This window comes from Lentzea sp. NPDC004782, from assembly GCF_040609115.1.
Classification (GTDB): Bacteria; Actinomycetota; Actinomycetes; order Mycobacteriales; family Pseudonocardiaceae; genus Lentzea.
Window position 1 is genome coordinate 84,815 of sequence record NZ_JBEXJN010000017.1, and the last position, 14,078, is coordinate 98,892.

At 69.2% G+C, this 14,078-nt stretch carries 13 protein-coding genes; 11 read left to right on the plus strand and 2 right to left on the minus strand.

Annotated features, from left to right (window positions below; genetic code table 11):
* Positions 1–4: 4 nt before the first annotated feature.
* Together ABZV40_RS18105 and ABZV40_RS18110 are read left to right on the plus strand one after the other, a co-directional pair.
* A complete protein-coding gene (locus ABZV40_RS18105; protein WP_355442210.1) occupies positions 5–1,477 on the plus strand; it encodes a CYTH and CHAD domain-containing protein in 1,473 nt (490 codons plus the stop codon).
* Between the two features lie 193 nt (positions 1,478–1,670).
* Entirely contained in the window at positions 1,671–3,173 is a 1,503-nt protein-coding gene (locus tag ABZV40_RS18110) for a beta-N-acetylhexosaminidase (protein ID WP_355442213.1), read from the plus strand.
* On the opposite strand, the gene ABZV40_RS18115 is transcribed toward ABZV40_RS18110, so the two are convergent.
* Positions 3,174–4,511: an aldehyde dehydrogenase family protein gene (locus ABZV40_RS18115; RefSeq protein ID WP_355442216.1), complete on the minus strand. Its 1,338-nt coding sequence runs from the start codon at positions 4,509–4,511 to the stop codon at positions 3,174–3,176.
* Positions 4,512–4,690: 179 nt separating this feature from the next.
* On the opposite strand from ABZV40_RS18115, the gene ABZV40_RS18120 reads away from it, so the two are divergent.
* From ABZV40_RS18120 to yidC, 8 genes are all read left to right on the plus strand, one after another.
* A complete protein-coding gene (locus ABZV40_RS18120; RefSeq protein WP_355442219.1) occupies positions 4,691–6,064 on the plus strand; it encodes a GAF domain-containing protein in 1,374 nt (457 codons plus the stop codon).
* Positions 6,065–6,143: 79 nt separating this feature from the next.
* Positions 6,144–7,412 carry an NAD(P)/FAD-dependent oxidoreductase gene (locus tag ABZV40_RS18125; protein ID WP_355442222.1) on the plus strand — a complete coding sequence of 423 codons (1,269 nt, stop codon included), beginning with the start codon at positions 6,144–6,146 and terminating at the stop codon, positions 7,410–7,412.
* Positions 7,390–7,932, plus strand: coding sequence for a DUF402 domain-containing protein (locus ABZV40_RS18130; protein WP_355442225.1), 543 nt, complete (start codon positions 7,390–7,392; stop codon positions 7,930–7,932). The genes ABZV40_RS18125 and ABZV40_RS18130 overlap by 23 nt, the downstream gene beginning before the upstream one ends.
* Positions 7,899–8,516 (plus strand): uridine kinase, encoded by a 618-nt coding sequence (locus ABZV40_RS18135; RefSeq protein ID WP_355442228.1) that lies wholly within the window; start codon positions 7,899–7,901, stop codon positions 8,514–8,516. The genes ABZV40_RS18130 and ABZV40_RS18135 overlap by 34 nt, the downstream gene beginning before the upstream one ends.
* Positions 8,517–8,562: 46 nt before the next feature.
* Positions 8,563–9,108 (plus strand): RNA polymerase sigma factor, encoded by a 546-nt coding sequence (locus tag ABZV40_RS18140; RefSeq protein WP_355442230.1) that lies wholly within the window; start codon positions 8,563–8,565, stop codon positions 9,106–9,108.
* The gene (locus tag ABZV40_RS18145; RefSeq protein ID WP_355442233.1) at positions 9,105–9,812 is read left to right on the plus strand and encodes a hypothetical protein; all 708 of its coding nucleotides are present in this window, start codon (positions 9,105–9,107) and stop codon (positions 9,810–9,812) included. The genes ABZV40_RS18140 and ABZV40_RS18145 overlap by 4 nt, the downstream gene beginning before the upstream one ends.
* A gap of 10 nt (positions 9,813–9,822) precedes the next feature.
* Positions 9,823–10,107: a DUF6412 domain-containing protein gene (locus tag ABZV40_RS18150; protein ID WP_355442236.1), complete on the plus strand. Its 285-nt coding sequence runs from the start codon at positions 9,823–9,825 to the stop codon at positions 10,105–10,107.
* Between the two features lie 39 nt (positions 10,108–10,146).
* Positions 10,147–10,764, plus strand: a complete 618-nt coding sequence (gene yidC / locus ABZV40_RS18155) for a membrane protein insertase YidC (protein WP_355442239.1) — start codon at positions 10,147–10,149, stop codon at positions 10,762–10,764.
* Here the strand turns inward: yidC and ABZV40_RS18160 are convergent.
* On the minus strand, positions 10,746–12,254 hold the full coding sequence (locus ABZV40_RS18160) for a helix-turn-helix domain-containing protein (RefSeq protein WP_355442242.1): 1,509 nt from the start codon (positions 12,252–12,254) through the stop codon (positions 10,746–10,748). The two genes, yidC and ABZV40_RS18160, sit on opposite strands and share 19 nt — an antisense overlap.
* Before the next feature lie 127 nt (positions 12,255–12,381).
* Between ABZV40_RS18160 and pruA the strand changes: the two genes are divergently transcribed.
* Positions 12,382–14,007 (plus strand): L-glutamate gamma-semialdehyde dehydrogenase, encoded by a 1,626-nt coding sequence (pruA, locus tag ABZV40_RS18165; RefSeq protein WP_355442245.1) that lies wholly within the window; start codon positions 12,382–12,384, stop codon positions 14,005–14,007.
* The last annotated feature ends 71 nt before the right edge of the window (positions 14,008–14,078 follow it).

The following is a 14,078-nucleotide window of genomic DNA, read 5'->3' on the forward strand; positions in this document are numbered from 1 at the left end:
GTGCATGGCGACCTCAGTTACTGAGACCGAACGCAAGTACGAGGCACCATCGGACGCGAGCCTGCCGGACCTGACCGAGATCACCGGCGTGGCGACCGGCCCGGAGGAGTTCGACCTCGAAGCCACGTACTTCGACACGGACGACTACCGCCTGGCCCGCGCCGGCGTGACCCTGCGCCGCCGGGTGGGCGGCGAGGACGAGGGCTGGCACCTGAAACTCCCGGCAGGCGAGGACTCCCGCCAGGAAGTGCGCGTGCCACTGGGCCGAGCGGTGAAGACCCCGCCCAAGGACCTCTCCTCCCTGGTCCGCGCCCACACCCGAGGCTCAGGGCTGGGCCCGATCGCCGAAATCCGCACCAACCGCCGCCGCTGGCAACTCACCAACGGCAACGGCGAACTCCTCGCCGAAGTCGTCGACGACGTGGTCACCGCCCAGACCATGGGCTCCTCCACCACCACGACCTCGTGGCGCGAGATCGAGGTCGAACTGGGCGAAGGCGGCGACCGCGCCCTCCTGGACACCGTGGAACAACACCTCGGCGAAGCAGGCATCACCCCTTCCTCGTCGAAGTCCAAGCTCTCCCAGGTGATCGGCGTGAAACGAGACGCCATCCCCACCCTCGGCAAAAAGCCCACCGCAGGCGAAGTGGTCCTCGCCTACCTCCACGAACAACGAGCCGCCCTCCAGAACCAGGACCCGCGAGTCCGCCGCAACGAGACCGACGCCGTCCACCAGATGCGCGTGGCCACCCGACGCATGCGCTCGGCCCTCCAGGCCTACGGCAAGGTCGTCGACCGCGAAGCCACCCGCACCCTCACCGACGAACTGAAGTGGCTGGCCACCGTCCTCGGCACCTCCCGCGACCTGGAAGTCCTCCGCACGCGCTTCGAGAACGCCCTCCACGCGCTTCCGGTCGAACTCGCCCTCGGCGACGTGGCCGCCCGCCTGACCCGCCACTTCGCCCCGCTGGAAGCCAAGGCCCACCAGGCCTCCGTCGCCGCCCTGGACGGCAAGCGCTACTTCGCGCTGCTCAACTCGATCGACGCCCTCCTCGCCTCCCCGCCTCTCACCGCTCTCGCGTCCGGCAAGGCGAAGGACGTCCTGCCCCGCCTGGTCGAAAAAGCGAGGCACCGCCTGGACGTCCGCATCGAGGCCGCTCTTGCCACCTCCGAGGGCGACGAAGCGCTGCACGAGGCCCGCAAGGCCGCGAAACGCCTCCGCTACTCGGCCGAGGTGGCCGAGCCCGCCCTCGGCAAGCACGCCGAGAAGCTCCGCAAGCGCGCCAAGGACGTCCAAACCCTCCTCGGCGAACACCAGGACTCGGTGGTGGCCCGCCCCGTCCTCCTCGACCTGGGCCGGGGTGACGAGAACGGCTTCACGTTCGGCCTGCTCTACGGCCAGGAAGTGGAGCTGGCCCACAAAGCGGAAGCAGAGCTCCCAGCCCTGTGGCGCAAGCTGAGCAAGGAACACCTGTAGGACCGGGCTCTGTTGCGAGCCCACGTTGCGAGCCCGCCCACATTGGTCTGAACCTTGACAGCCGCGACCACCCGCTGACACCGTGAACCCTCGCCGCCACCACGAGGTTCCCCCTTGCCTGGAGGATGGCGTGACATCAAAACGAGTGCGCTCAGCACTCACAGCGCTGGTGATCGCCGCATCGGGAGTGCTGGTGACCGGACCCACCGCCCAAGCCGCGACCCCGCTGCAGGAGCTGGTCCCCCAACCGGTCCAGGTCCAGCCCCGCGCGGACATCACGTTCAGTCTCACCGCGACCGCCAAGATCCAGCTCGGCACGGGCACCGCCCGCAAGCCCGCGGAGCTGCTGGCGTCGATCCTCCGCCCGTCCACGGGCTACGCACTCCCGATCACCGACGAGGTGACCGGCGACGGCATCGTCCTGCTGGACAACGCCGACCCGAAAACCGGCGAAGAGGGCTACCAGCTGGACGTCACCCCGAAACAGGTGATCATCCGGGCGAACTCCGCGGCGGGCCACTTCAACGGCATCGCGACCCTCCGCCAGCTCCTCCCGCCCAAGGCAGAGGCCAAGACCAGGCAGCCAGGACCGTGGACGGTCAGCGGCGCCAGCATCCTCGACCACCCGAGGTACCAGCACCGCGGCGCCATGCTCGACGTGGCACGGCACTTCTTCACCCCGGACCAGGTCAAGCGCTACCTCGACCAGATCGCCGCCTACAAGATCAACTACTTCCACCTCCACCTGAGTGACGACCAGGGCTGGCGGCTGGAGATCAAGAGCTGGCCGGACCTGACCAGGATCGGCGGCAGCACCGAGGTGGGCGGCCGCAAGGGCCAGCTCCACTACACCCAGGAGCAGTACGAGGACCTGGTCGCGTACGCGGCGAACCGCGGCATCACGGTGATTCCGGAGTTCGACATGCCGGGCCACACCAACGCCGCCCTGGCGAGCTACGCCGAACTGAACTGCGACGGCAGGAAGCGGCCCCTCTACACCGGCACCGACGTGGGCTTCTCCAGCCTCTGCATCAGCAAGGACATCACCTACAAGTTCGTCGACGACGTGGTCAGGGAGGTCTCGGCGATCACGCCCGGCCAGTACTTCCACATCGGCGGTGACGAGGCCCACTCCACGTCGGACGCGGACTTCGTGAAGTTCATGAACCGCGTGCTGCCGATCGTCAAGAAGTACGGCAAGACGACCACCGGCTGGCACGAGTTCATCAAGACCACCAAGGACACCACGCTCGTCCCGCAGTTCTGGGGCACGGAGACGTCCGACGCCAACGTGGCCGCGGCGGCGCAGCGGGGCAACGAGATCCTGATGTCGCCGGCCAACCGGATCTACCTCGACATGAAGTACAACAAGAACACCAAGCTCGGCCAGGACTGGGCCGGGCTCATCGAGGTCAAGGACTCCTACAACTGGAACCCCGGCGCCTACCTCGACGGGGTGGGCGAAGCCTCCGTCAGGGGTGTTGAGGCTCCACTGTGGACGGAGACCATCAGGACGTCCGCCGACATCGAGTACATGGCGTTCCCGCGCCTCGCGGTGGCCGCCGAGCTCGGGTGGGCGGCGGCCGCCACGCACAACTGGGACCGGTTCGCGCCGCGCCTGGGCGCGCAGGCCCCGCGCTGGAAGGTCCAGGGCATCAACTACTACGCGAGCAGCCAGGTGCCCTGGAAGAAGTGATCAGAAGTAGCCCTGCGCCCGGTCGGAGTAGCTGACCAGCAGGTGCTTCACGCGCCGGTACTCGGCGAGCACCGCGGTGTTCGCCGAGTACGCGTAGTAGTTGTTCACCCACACCCGTTCGGCGCGCAGTTCCTGGCCGACGTTGTGCGCCAGCGCGACATCCCGGCACCAGACGCCGGCACCGAGCTGGGCGGTGGCCTCGTTGGCGATCTTCACCGCGTCGGCGCGGTCGTCGAACCTCGTCACGGAGACGATCGGGCCGAGCACCTCGTCGGCGAACACGGCGGAGCGGTGATCACCCTCGAAGATCGTGGGCTGGACGTAGTGGCCGGAGGCCTCGCCGCCGGTGACCAGCCGCGCGCCCTCGGCCTTGCCGCGCTCGACGTACGCGAGCACCCGGTCGCGCTGGTCCAGCGACACCACCGCGCCGACCATCGTGTCGGTGTCGAGCGGGTCGCCCAACCGCAGCTGCTGGGTGCGCGCGGTCGCCAGGTGCAGCAGCTCCTCGTAGACCGCGGTCTGGATCAACGCGCGGGACGGGGCCGTGCAGACCTCGCCCTGGTTGGCCGCGAACATCGCGAAGCCTTCCAGCGCCTTGTCCAGGAAGCCGTCGTGTTGCGCGGTGACGTCGGCGAAGAAGATGTTGGGGCAACGGCCGGAGCGCACCGGGTGGTCGCCGGACCCGGTGACCACGTTCACCACGCCGGGCGGCAGCAGGTCGGCGATCACGCCCAGCAGCACGTGGATCGACGCCGGCGTCTGCAGGGCGGGCTCGAGCACCACGGCGTTGCCGGCGGCCAGCGCGGGTGCGAGCACGCGGGCCGCGTTCAGCAGCGGGAACGTCCACGGGAGCCGTTCGTGCACCACGCCGAGCGGCTGGAACGAGCGGTAGTCGCAGGTGTTGCGGCCGAGCTGCTCGACCTCGCCCGCCTCGGCGCGGATGACCGCGGCGAACTGCCGGAACTGCTCGATCAGCAGCGGCACGTCGGCGACCAGGGCCTCGCGGACCGGCTTGCCGTTGTCCCACGTCTCGGCGACCGCGAGCTCGGTCGCGTGCTCCTCCACCCGGTCGGCCACCTCGCACAGGACCGTGGCGCGCTCTCGTGCCGTGGTGCTCCCCCACGCGCGTGCGGCACCGCTGGCCGCGTGCAGCGCACGCGCACGATCGGCGTCCGTGCCGCGCGCGACCTCCGTGAAGACCTCACCGGTCACCGGCGTGACGTTCTCGACGTACGCGCCGGAGACGGGCGGCACGTAGTCGCCGCCGATGAAGTGGTCGTACCTCGGCCGGTACGCGACCACGCTGCCGGGCTGACCCGGTGCCGCGTACTGCGTCATTCTCGACTCCCGCTGATGACTGGCCCGCCGACTTGCTCTGGTGGGGGAAATGAGAAAGTAAGCGGCAGAACGTTGCATGCTCGTTGCAAGCCGTGGATGGATCAGTGGCCCACGACCCCGTGCAACACGCACTGTTGCTGAGTCGGGTAAGAGAAGCCGTGTTGAGTGGTACCCGCACGGTGGATTCGCCACGCTCAGTCATCTCCGCGTCGTGGCAACGGTCACTCGCCGCCAACGTGGATCCCGACCTGCACACGGCCCCCACGGTGTTCGGCGCCGACGAGCTGCCCGACCTGCGGGAGCGGCATCCGCTGCACCCGACGTTGCCCCTGCTGCGCGAGACCCTGCTCGGCTTCGCGCAGGAGGCCAAGCACATCATGATCGTCGCGGACGCGCAGGGCCACATCCTCTGGTGCGAGGGCGACCACCACACCCGCACCAGCGCGGAGCACGTCGGCCTGGCCGAGGGAACGCTCTGGTCGGAGGACGCGGCCGGCACGAACGGCATGGGGACCGCGCTGGCGACCAACTCACCCGTCACGGTTCACTCGGCCGAGCACCTCGTGCGGACCTACCACCGCTGGACCTGCGCGGCGAGCCCGATCCGCGACCCCGACACCGGCACGACGATCGGGGTGGTCGACCTGAGCGGCCCGATCGAGACCGTGCACCCGTCGATGGTGGCGCTGGTGTCGGCGTCGGCGCGGCTCGCCGAGTCGGAGATGCTCGCCAGGATGCACGCGCAGGACGAGGAGCTGCGGGCGCGCAACATGCGGCACCTGATCGCCCTCAGAGGCGAGCCGGGCGCGCTGCTCAGCCCCACCGGACGGGTCGTCGCGGTCGAGCCGTACGGGCTGCTGCCGTCCCGCGTCGACGTCTCCCGCGATCGCCTCCTGCTGCCGGACGGCCGCGAAGCGGTGCTGGAAACCCTGGCCCAGGGCTACCTGCTGAGGGTCCCGCGGCAACGGCACGTGCGGCGGTCGGTGCTGTCGCTGTCGTTCCTGCTGCCGGAGCCCAAGGTCGTGCTGGACGGGCGCGAGGTACCGATCTCGTTGCGGCACGCGGAGATCCTCTGCGCGTTGGCGTTGCACGGCAGGCTGTCCGCCGACCAGCTCGCGCTGCGGCTCTACGGCGAGCGCGGCAACCCCACGACCGTGCGCGCCGAGCTGCACCGGTTGCGCGCCCAGCTGGGTGCCGACGTGCTGTCGACCAGGCCCTACCGGCTCACCGCGGACGTCGAGGCCGACTTCCTCGCGGTGCGGGCCGCGCTCCAGGAGGGTGACGTGCCGCTGGCCGCGTGCAGGTACCGCGGCTCCTTGCTGCGCCGCTCCGAAGCACCCGTCGTGCTGGCCGAGCGGGACGACCTCGCGACCGGTGTGCGCAAGGCCGTCCTGTCGCGGGGCGACGCGAACGCGCTGTGGAAGTTCACCCAGACCGACTCCGGCGAGCACGACGCCGAGGCACTGGAACAGCTGGTCAGGCTGCTTCCGGCCGACGACGTCAGGCGTGCGATCGGCTCGGCGCGCCTCAGGAGACTCAACCAGGACGATTGACAAGAGTCTCGTCAGCTGAATATCTTCCTCACTAAGAGACTTAGTTGAGGGGGTAGTCATGCCCAAGAAAGAATTAAGGGTGCTCATCATCGGAGCGGGGACCGGTGGCCTGTGCCTGGCGCACGGGCTGAAGAAGGCCGGCGTGGACGTGGCGTTGTTCGAACGCGACCGCACGCCGCGCAGCATGTTGATCGGCTACCGGGTCGGGATCAGCCCGGACGGCAGCAAGGCGCTGCACAGCTGCCTGCCCGCGGACGTGTTCGCCGAGTTCGTCCGCACCACCGCCCGGCCGCCGGTGCGGATCAACATGCGGACCGAGAAGTACAAGGAGCTGCTGGTCGGGGAACTGCCAGAGCAGCTCGACGACACCCGCAGCGAGAAGTCGGTCAGCCGCATCGCGATGCGCACGGCGTTGCTGAACGGCCTGGAGGACGTCGTCCGGTTCGACAAGACGTTCACCCACTTCAGCCGCAACGACGACGGCTCGGTCACGGCGTTCTTCGACGACGGCACGTCCGACACCGGTGACGTGCTGATCGGCGCGGACGGCGCGCAGTCGAAGGTCCGCAGGCAGTACCTGCCGCACGCCAAGATCGTCGACACCGGCATCACGACGATCGCGGGCAAGCTGCCGCTCACGCCGGAGAACGCGAAGCTGCTGCCGCCGAAGGCCGACGGCGGCATAACGCTGCTGTACGGGCCGAAGGGGGCGTTCGTGATCGTCCACGTGATGCGGTTCGACGCCAAGGACGTCGAGGACGACTACATCATGTGGGGTTACGCGGCCTCACACGACAAGTTCCCCGAGCTGAAGGGCCTGGACCAGGAGCAGCTCAAGCAGGTCGTCCTCGACCTGACGCCGAAGTTCCACCCGAACCTGCGCGAGCTCTTCCGGCGGGCCGACCCGGAGACGGTGTTCCAGATCAAGGTCCGCACGTCCGAGCCGCTGCAGCCGTGGAAGTCGAGCAACGTCACGCTGATCGGCGACTCGGTGCACCTGATGACGCCGGGCCGCGGCATCGGCGCGAACACCGCGCTGCGCGACGCGGAACTGCTGTGCCGCAAGCTCACCGAGGCCCACCACGGCAAGGACGTCGTCCAGGCGATCTCCGAGTACGAGCAGGAGATGATCAAGTACGGCTTCGAGGCGGTGCTGGCCTCACGTGAGCAGATGGACGGCAACGGCGCGATCCACAAGCCCGTGATCGGCCGGATCGTGCTGGCGTTCCTGCGGACGTTCCTGCGCGTCACGAACGCCGTGCCCGCGCTCAAGCGGAAGATGCTGGCCACCGACGCCGCGCGCCGTGATCACGTAGATTCGGCGCATGAGGTGGTTCACGCCGGGTGAGGTGGTCGTGCGGCGGGAAGTGCTGCACGGCAAGGTCTGGTCCGAGATGCCGACCAGGGTGGTCGTCGACGAGCCGGGGCTGCTCGCGGTGTTCGTGGAACCCGGCACCCGGCTCACCTATCCCGACCACCACCACCCGCACCCGTGGGACAAGCCCGACCGCGGGTTCTGGCGCGGTCACGGCAAGCTCATGCTGCACCGGCCGCAGGACGCCTACTCCGTCGACCTGTTCTGGAAGGGCGACGACCGGGTGTTCGGCAACTACTACCTGAACCTGCAGGCGCCCTACCGCCGCACCGACGACGGGTTCGAGACGCTCGACCACGCGCTGGACTACACGCTGGCGCCGGACGGCACGTGGGAGCAGCGCGACCTCGACGAGTTCGAGGAGCAGGTGGCGTCGGGCAAGTACTCCGCACAGGAGGCCGAGGCGATCCGCGCGGAGGGCGTCAAGATCGAGAAGATGCTGGCGTCCGGTGACATCTGGTGGGACACCGCCTGGGCGGACTGGAAGCCTTGAAAGTCCGTCCGCTCACGTTCGGCACGCTCGTCGCCGAGATCGTCGGCCGCGTCTCGGCGCAGCCGGGCCGGGTGCGGGTGCTGATCGACGGCGCACCCGCCGCCGAACCGGGCAAGCTCGCGGACGCGCTCGTGGAACCGTTGCGCGCCTTGGGCCGTGCGGTGCAGCGGGTGTCCACTGAGGACTTCCTGCGGCCGGCGTCGGTGCGGCTGGAACACGGCCGCACCGACCCGTACTCGTACCGGCACGACTGGTTCGACTTCCACGGCCTGCAACGCGAGGTGCTCGATCCCGCCCTGGACGGCAAGGTGCTGCCGTCGTTGTGGAACGCCGCCACCGACCGCGCCAGCCGTGCCGAGTACGTGGACGTGCCGGAGAACGGCGTGGTGCTCGTGGACGGCACCTTGTTGCTGGACCGCTGGCTGCCTGCCGAGCTCACGGTCCACCTGTGGCTCTCCCCCGGCGCCTTGAAACGCAAGACCGCTGAGCAGTGGACGCTGCCCGCGTTCGACGACTACGAACCTCAGGCGGACCTCTTCGTGCGCTACGACCACCCGGATCGGCCAGGTCTGGTCGAGTCGTGAACCGCTCTGCCCGCCGCGGACGTAGACGGGGCAGAGAGGAGGGTCCGTGGCCGACGAAGAACTCCGGGGGCAGGTCCGGGCCGGCAACGGGGAGGCGTTCGGGCGGCTGTTCGAACGCCACGCCCAGGCCGTGTTCGCCTACTGCCTGCGCCGCACCGGCACGTGGGCGGTGGCCGAGGATCTGGTGTCCGTCGTTTTCATGGAGACGTGGCGCAAACGCACGTCAGTGGTCGTCGAGGGGTCACTGCTGCCGTGGTTGTACAGCGTCGCGCTCGGTGTCACCCGCAACCACCAACGGTCGAGAACGCGGTACAAAGCCGCGCTCGGCAAGGTGCCGCCGCATCACGCGGACGACGACCACGCCGACGACGTGGCGCGGCGGGTGGACGCGGAGGCCAGGACCAGGGCGGTGATCGCGGAACTGGAGAAGCTGCCCGCCGGGGACCGGGAGGTGCTGGAGATGTCCGCGTGGTCCGACCTGAGCCAGGCGCAGATCGCCGAGTTGCTCGGCATCCCGGTCGGCACGGTGAAGTCCCGACTCGCTCGTGCGCAGCGGACGGTCCGCGGCGCATTGGTTGAGGAGGCGTTGTGAACATCAGTCCTGACCTTCCGCAGCTCGACCCGATGCGGCTGCAGGTCCGCAAGGACGCTCTGGTGAACGAGATCAGCACGAAGCCGTTCCGTCGCTGGTGGCGGTTCGCCGTGCCCGCGACCGCTCTCGTCGCGGCGGTTGTGACGACGCTGGTGCTGTGGACGCCGACGAACCCGAACGCCTACGCGTCGTGGACCGCCGAGCCGCGAGCACCCGGCGCGGACACCGAAGCCGCGATCGCCGACTGCCGCGAGATGCTCGGCGAGCATCACACGACCATGCCGAACGCCCCGGCGACGCCCACCGAGGTGTCGGTCGTCGACCAGCGAGGAAGCATGACGCTGGTGCTGTTCACCGGCCCGGAGGCACAGATGGAGTGCCTCCACACCCCGGACGGCCACGGCCTCGCCGGGTCCGGAACGGCGAAGGGGTTCGAACCGCTCGGCGACGAGCTGTTCCGTTCCTTCGGGGCGAGCCTGCACTCGCAGCGGGACGGGAGCAAACCCGTGCGCATCCTGAGCGGCATGGTGAGCCCGAAGGTCGGGAAGGTCCTCATCGGCACCAAGGACGGGCTGAAGGTGACCGCGACCATCGGCAAGGGCTGGATCCTGGCGTGGTGGCCCAGCAGGGAGGACGCGACGCTCGTCACGTTGTACGACCACGCGGGCAACGTGCTGGGTACAGAACCTCTCCCGAGTCGGTAGTCTGCAAGGCATGTGGCGGCCGGAGAACAGGAACCGAGCACTGCTGGTGCTCGCGGTCTTCCTGCCCGCCCTCTACGCCTTCACGTTGTTCTCGTCACCGACCGAGGTGGTCGCGGCGGTGACCGCGCTCGCCCTCGCGTTGATCGTGATCGTCTCGCTGGTGCCGCTGTCGGTGGCACCAGCGCGGTCGCTCTCGATCCGGGAACGAGCCCAACGATCAGCTCAGCTGCGGCTGCGCAACCCCGACGCCGCAGGCAGGCCCCGTCCTCGAGCACCGGGATGCGGGACGTTCTGACGTCCCGCTCATCCCCAACTCAAGACGGAGAAAGATCCCTTGTTCGCTGACCTGGGCGCTGCCCTGGCGAGCTTCGGCATGCCCGCGCTCGCCATCGTGCTGTTCACCATGGCGGTGCGGTTGCTGCTGCACCCGCTGGCCCGCGCGGCCGTGAAGGGCGAGAAGGCCAAGGCCGAGCTCGCCCCGGAGATCCAGAAGCTGCAGAAGAAGTACGGCAAGGACCTGATGCGGTTCTCGGAGGAGTCGCAGAAGGTCTACAAGGCCAACGGCGTCTCGATGTTCGCGGGCATGCTGCCGATGCTCGCGACGATGCCCTTCTTCATGATCATGTACCGCGTCGCCACGACTCCCAGCCCTCTTCTGGAGGGTACTTTTCTGGGCCTTCCGCTAAGTGCTCATTTCTTGAGCACTTTCAACTGGATCTTCTTCGTGCTGTTCGGCCTGCTCGCCGTGGTCGCGTATCTGACCGTGCGCTGGCAACAGTCCCGGATGACGACGACTCCAACGCCGGGCTTCATGAGCGGGCTGATCAAGGTGATGCCGTTCATGACGATCCTGGTCGCGGCGTACCTGCCGCTGGCCGCGGGGCTCTACCTGCTCACCACGACGACGTGGACGATCGCGGAACGGGCGTTGCTCTACCGCATCCTGAGCTGAAGCTGGGCGATGAGCCGGACGAGCGGGTCGTCCAGGTCGAGGTCGATCCGCCTGAGCCGGTACCGCAACGTGTTCGGGTGGACGTGCAGCCGTTCCGCGGCGGCCCGCACGTCACCCAGCGCGTCCAGGTAGGCCAGCAACGACTTCGCGAGCTCGGGGTCGAGTGCGTCGATCCGCGGGTCGCGGATGCGGGGGTTGTCCTGCAGCAGCGCGAGAATCTCGCTCACCAGCACCTGGGACCGGACGTCGGCCAGCGTCGCGACCTCGGCGTCGAGGTCGCGGGCCATCGCGTCCAGCACGCGTTCGGCTTCCTGGCGGGAGATCCGCACGTCGTCCAATGTGGACACGGTTGAACCGACCGCGGCCTGGACGGGCGTGTGCAGGTGCCGCCGAGCCGTGTGCACGATTTCTCGGGTCAGGTTCAGGAGCTGCGCGTTCGGGGCGAGGTCCGGGAGCAACACGTAGGTGCGGCCACCGGACTCGCTCACCAGCGCGCTGCGCCGGTACGCCGCCGCGTGCACCGAGATGAGTCCGGTCATCTCGGCTCGGCGCAGCTCGTGCTCGCTGCGGTCGCCCTCGCCGCCGCGAAGCGCGAACACCACGACCGCGGCGGGCTTGGACGGGTCCGCGCCGATCTGGCCGGCCGCGGTGGCCGCGTCCATCCGGCCGGTGAGCAGCGCGGCGAGCAGGTTCTCGCGGAACCTCGACGTGGGCTGGTTGCGCTGCTGGATCAGGTGCGGCGCGGTGACGCGGGCGGCGCCGAGCAACGCGCGTTCGGCCTGGTCGTTGAGGGGCTGGTCGCCCTCCTGCACCCAGATCGTGCCGAGCGGCTGGGCGCCCGCGTGGATGCCGACGGCGATGCGGCGGCGGATGCCGAGCTCGGGCCGTTCGTCGATGCGGACGACCTCCTCCGAGGAGCGCAGCAGGTTGTAGACGCCCCACTCTCGCAGCATCTTGAGGTACGGCTCAGGCCCCTGACGGCCGAGGATCGACAGCCGGCGCAGTTCGTCGACCTCGTCGGACGAGCGGGAGTAGGCGAGCACGCGGCTGGCGGTGTCCTCGATGCTGACGATGCCGCCGGTCAGGGTCGCAATCGTTTGCGCCAACGCGAACAGGTCACCGAGGACCTCGCCGTCGTCGGTCGTGGTCGTCAGCACGCCCTTGGCGAGCGACTCCAGATGCCCCCAGCGGACCTCGGGGCGGACTTCGAGCAACGCCACACCCGCGTCGATCGCGGCCTGTTCGAGCGCCTGGGACGACTCCTTGACCGCCACGGCCGCGGCCTTCGCCCGCCCTGCGGCCCTGATCAGCGGCAGTGCGGCGCGGCCACGAGCGCCGATGACGAGGGCGAAGTCCCCGGCCGCCACGTCCGGCGAGTCGTCCGGATCCATGATCACGACGTCGCGCACGTCGACCTCCAGGCCGTTGGGGGCGACCTGCAGTTCGACGAGTGGATCGCCGAGCGCGATCAGGATGTGCCGGAGGCTCATAGCTGAAGGGCATTCAACACTGTTCGATCGTACATCTGACGTGGTGAATTTTGGCCTGTTGCACAAAGGAGGCCAGGTCGTGCGGACTTACGGTTTGGGCACCCACGTCTCGAAGAGGAGTTGACGAGTGGACGCTGTCACCCAGGTTCCCGCCCCGGTCAACGAGCCGGTGCTGCAGTACGCCCCCGGTACCCCGGAGCGCGCCGAACTGCAGGCCAAGCTGGCCGAGCTGCAGAAGGAGCCGCTTGAGCTGACGCTGACCATCGGTGGCGAGCAGCGCATGGGTGGCGGCGCGCGGTTCGACGTCGTCCAGCCGCACAACCACCGCTCGGTCCTCGGCACCCTGGCCGGCGCGACCCAGCAGGACACCCAGGACGCCCTGCGCGCGGCCCGCGAGGCCGCCCCGGCGTGGCGCGCGATGTCGTTCGACGACCGCGCGGCCGTCCTGCTGCGTGCCGCCGACCTGCTCTCCGGACCGTGGCGGCAGACCCTCAACGCCGCGACGATGCTCGGCCAGTCGAAGACGGCGATCCAGGCCGAGATCGACTCCGCGTGCGAGCTGATCGACTTCTGGCGCTTCAACGTGCAGTTCGCCCGCAACCTGCTGGCCGAGCAGCCGATCTCCTCCCCCGGCGTGTGGAACCGCACGGACCACCGTCCGCTGGAGGGCTTCGTCTACGCGATCACGCCGTTCAACTTCACCGCGATCGCCGGCAACCTGCCGACCGCTCCCGCGCTGATGGGCAACGTGGTGCTGTGGAAGCCGTCGCCGACCCAGTCGTTCGCCGCGCACCTCACCATGCGGCTGCTGGAAGAGGCGGGCATGCCGCCCGGTGTGATCAACCTGCTGCCCGGTGACGGCCTGGCCGTGTCCGAGGTGGCGCTGAACTCCCCCGACCTCGCGGGCATCCACTTCACCGGCTCCACCGCGACGTTCCAGAAGCTGTGGGCCCAGGTCGGCGCGAACATCGCCGGCTACCGCTCCTACCCGCGGATCGTCGGCGAGACCGGCGGCAAGGACTTCGTGCTCGCGCACCCGTCGGCAGACCCGGACGTGCTGCGCGTCGCGCTGATCCGCGGTGCGTTCGAGTACCAGGGCCAGAAGTGCTCCGCCGCGTCGCGCGCCTACGTGCCGCGCTCGGTGTGGAACAAGATCAAGGACCGGTTCCTGGCCGAGGTCGAGGCGCTGACCTACGGCGACGTCACCGACTTCTCGAACTTCGGCGGCGCGGTGATCGACCGCCGCTCGTTCGACAAGCTGTCGGGCGTGCTGCAGGCCGCGCGGGCCGACTCGTCGCTGGAGATCGCGGCCGGCGGCACCGCGGACGACTCGGACGGCTTCTTCGTCCGCCCGACCGTGCTGCTCGGCTCCGACCCGTCGAACTCCGTGTTCACCACCGAGTTCTTCGGTCCGGTGCTCGCGGTGCACGTCTTCGACGACGCCGACTACGACACCGTGCTCAAGCAGATGGAGAGCGCGGCGCCGTACGGTCTGACCGGCTCGATCATCGCCCGTGACCGCGCCGCCGTGGCGCACGCGATGGAGGAGCTGCGGTTCGCCGCCGGCAACTTCTACGTCAACGACAAGCCGACCGGTGCCGTCGTGGGCCAGCAGCCGTTCGGCGGCGGCCGCGCGTCCGGCACGAACGACAAGGCGGGGTCGGTGCACAACCTGCTCCGCTGGGTCAGCCCGCGCTCCATCAAGGAGACCTTCGCGGCGCCCACCACCCACCTCCACCCGCACCAGGGCTAGACCCGGCCCGCCCTGGATGAAGGGCGCCTTCATCCACCACAAGTGGAACAAGGCGCCCTTCATCCACCACA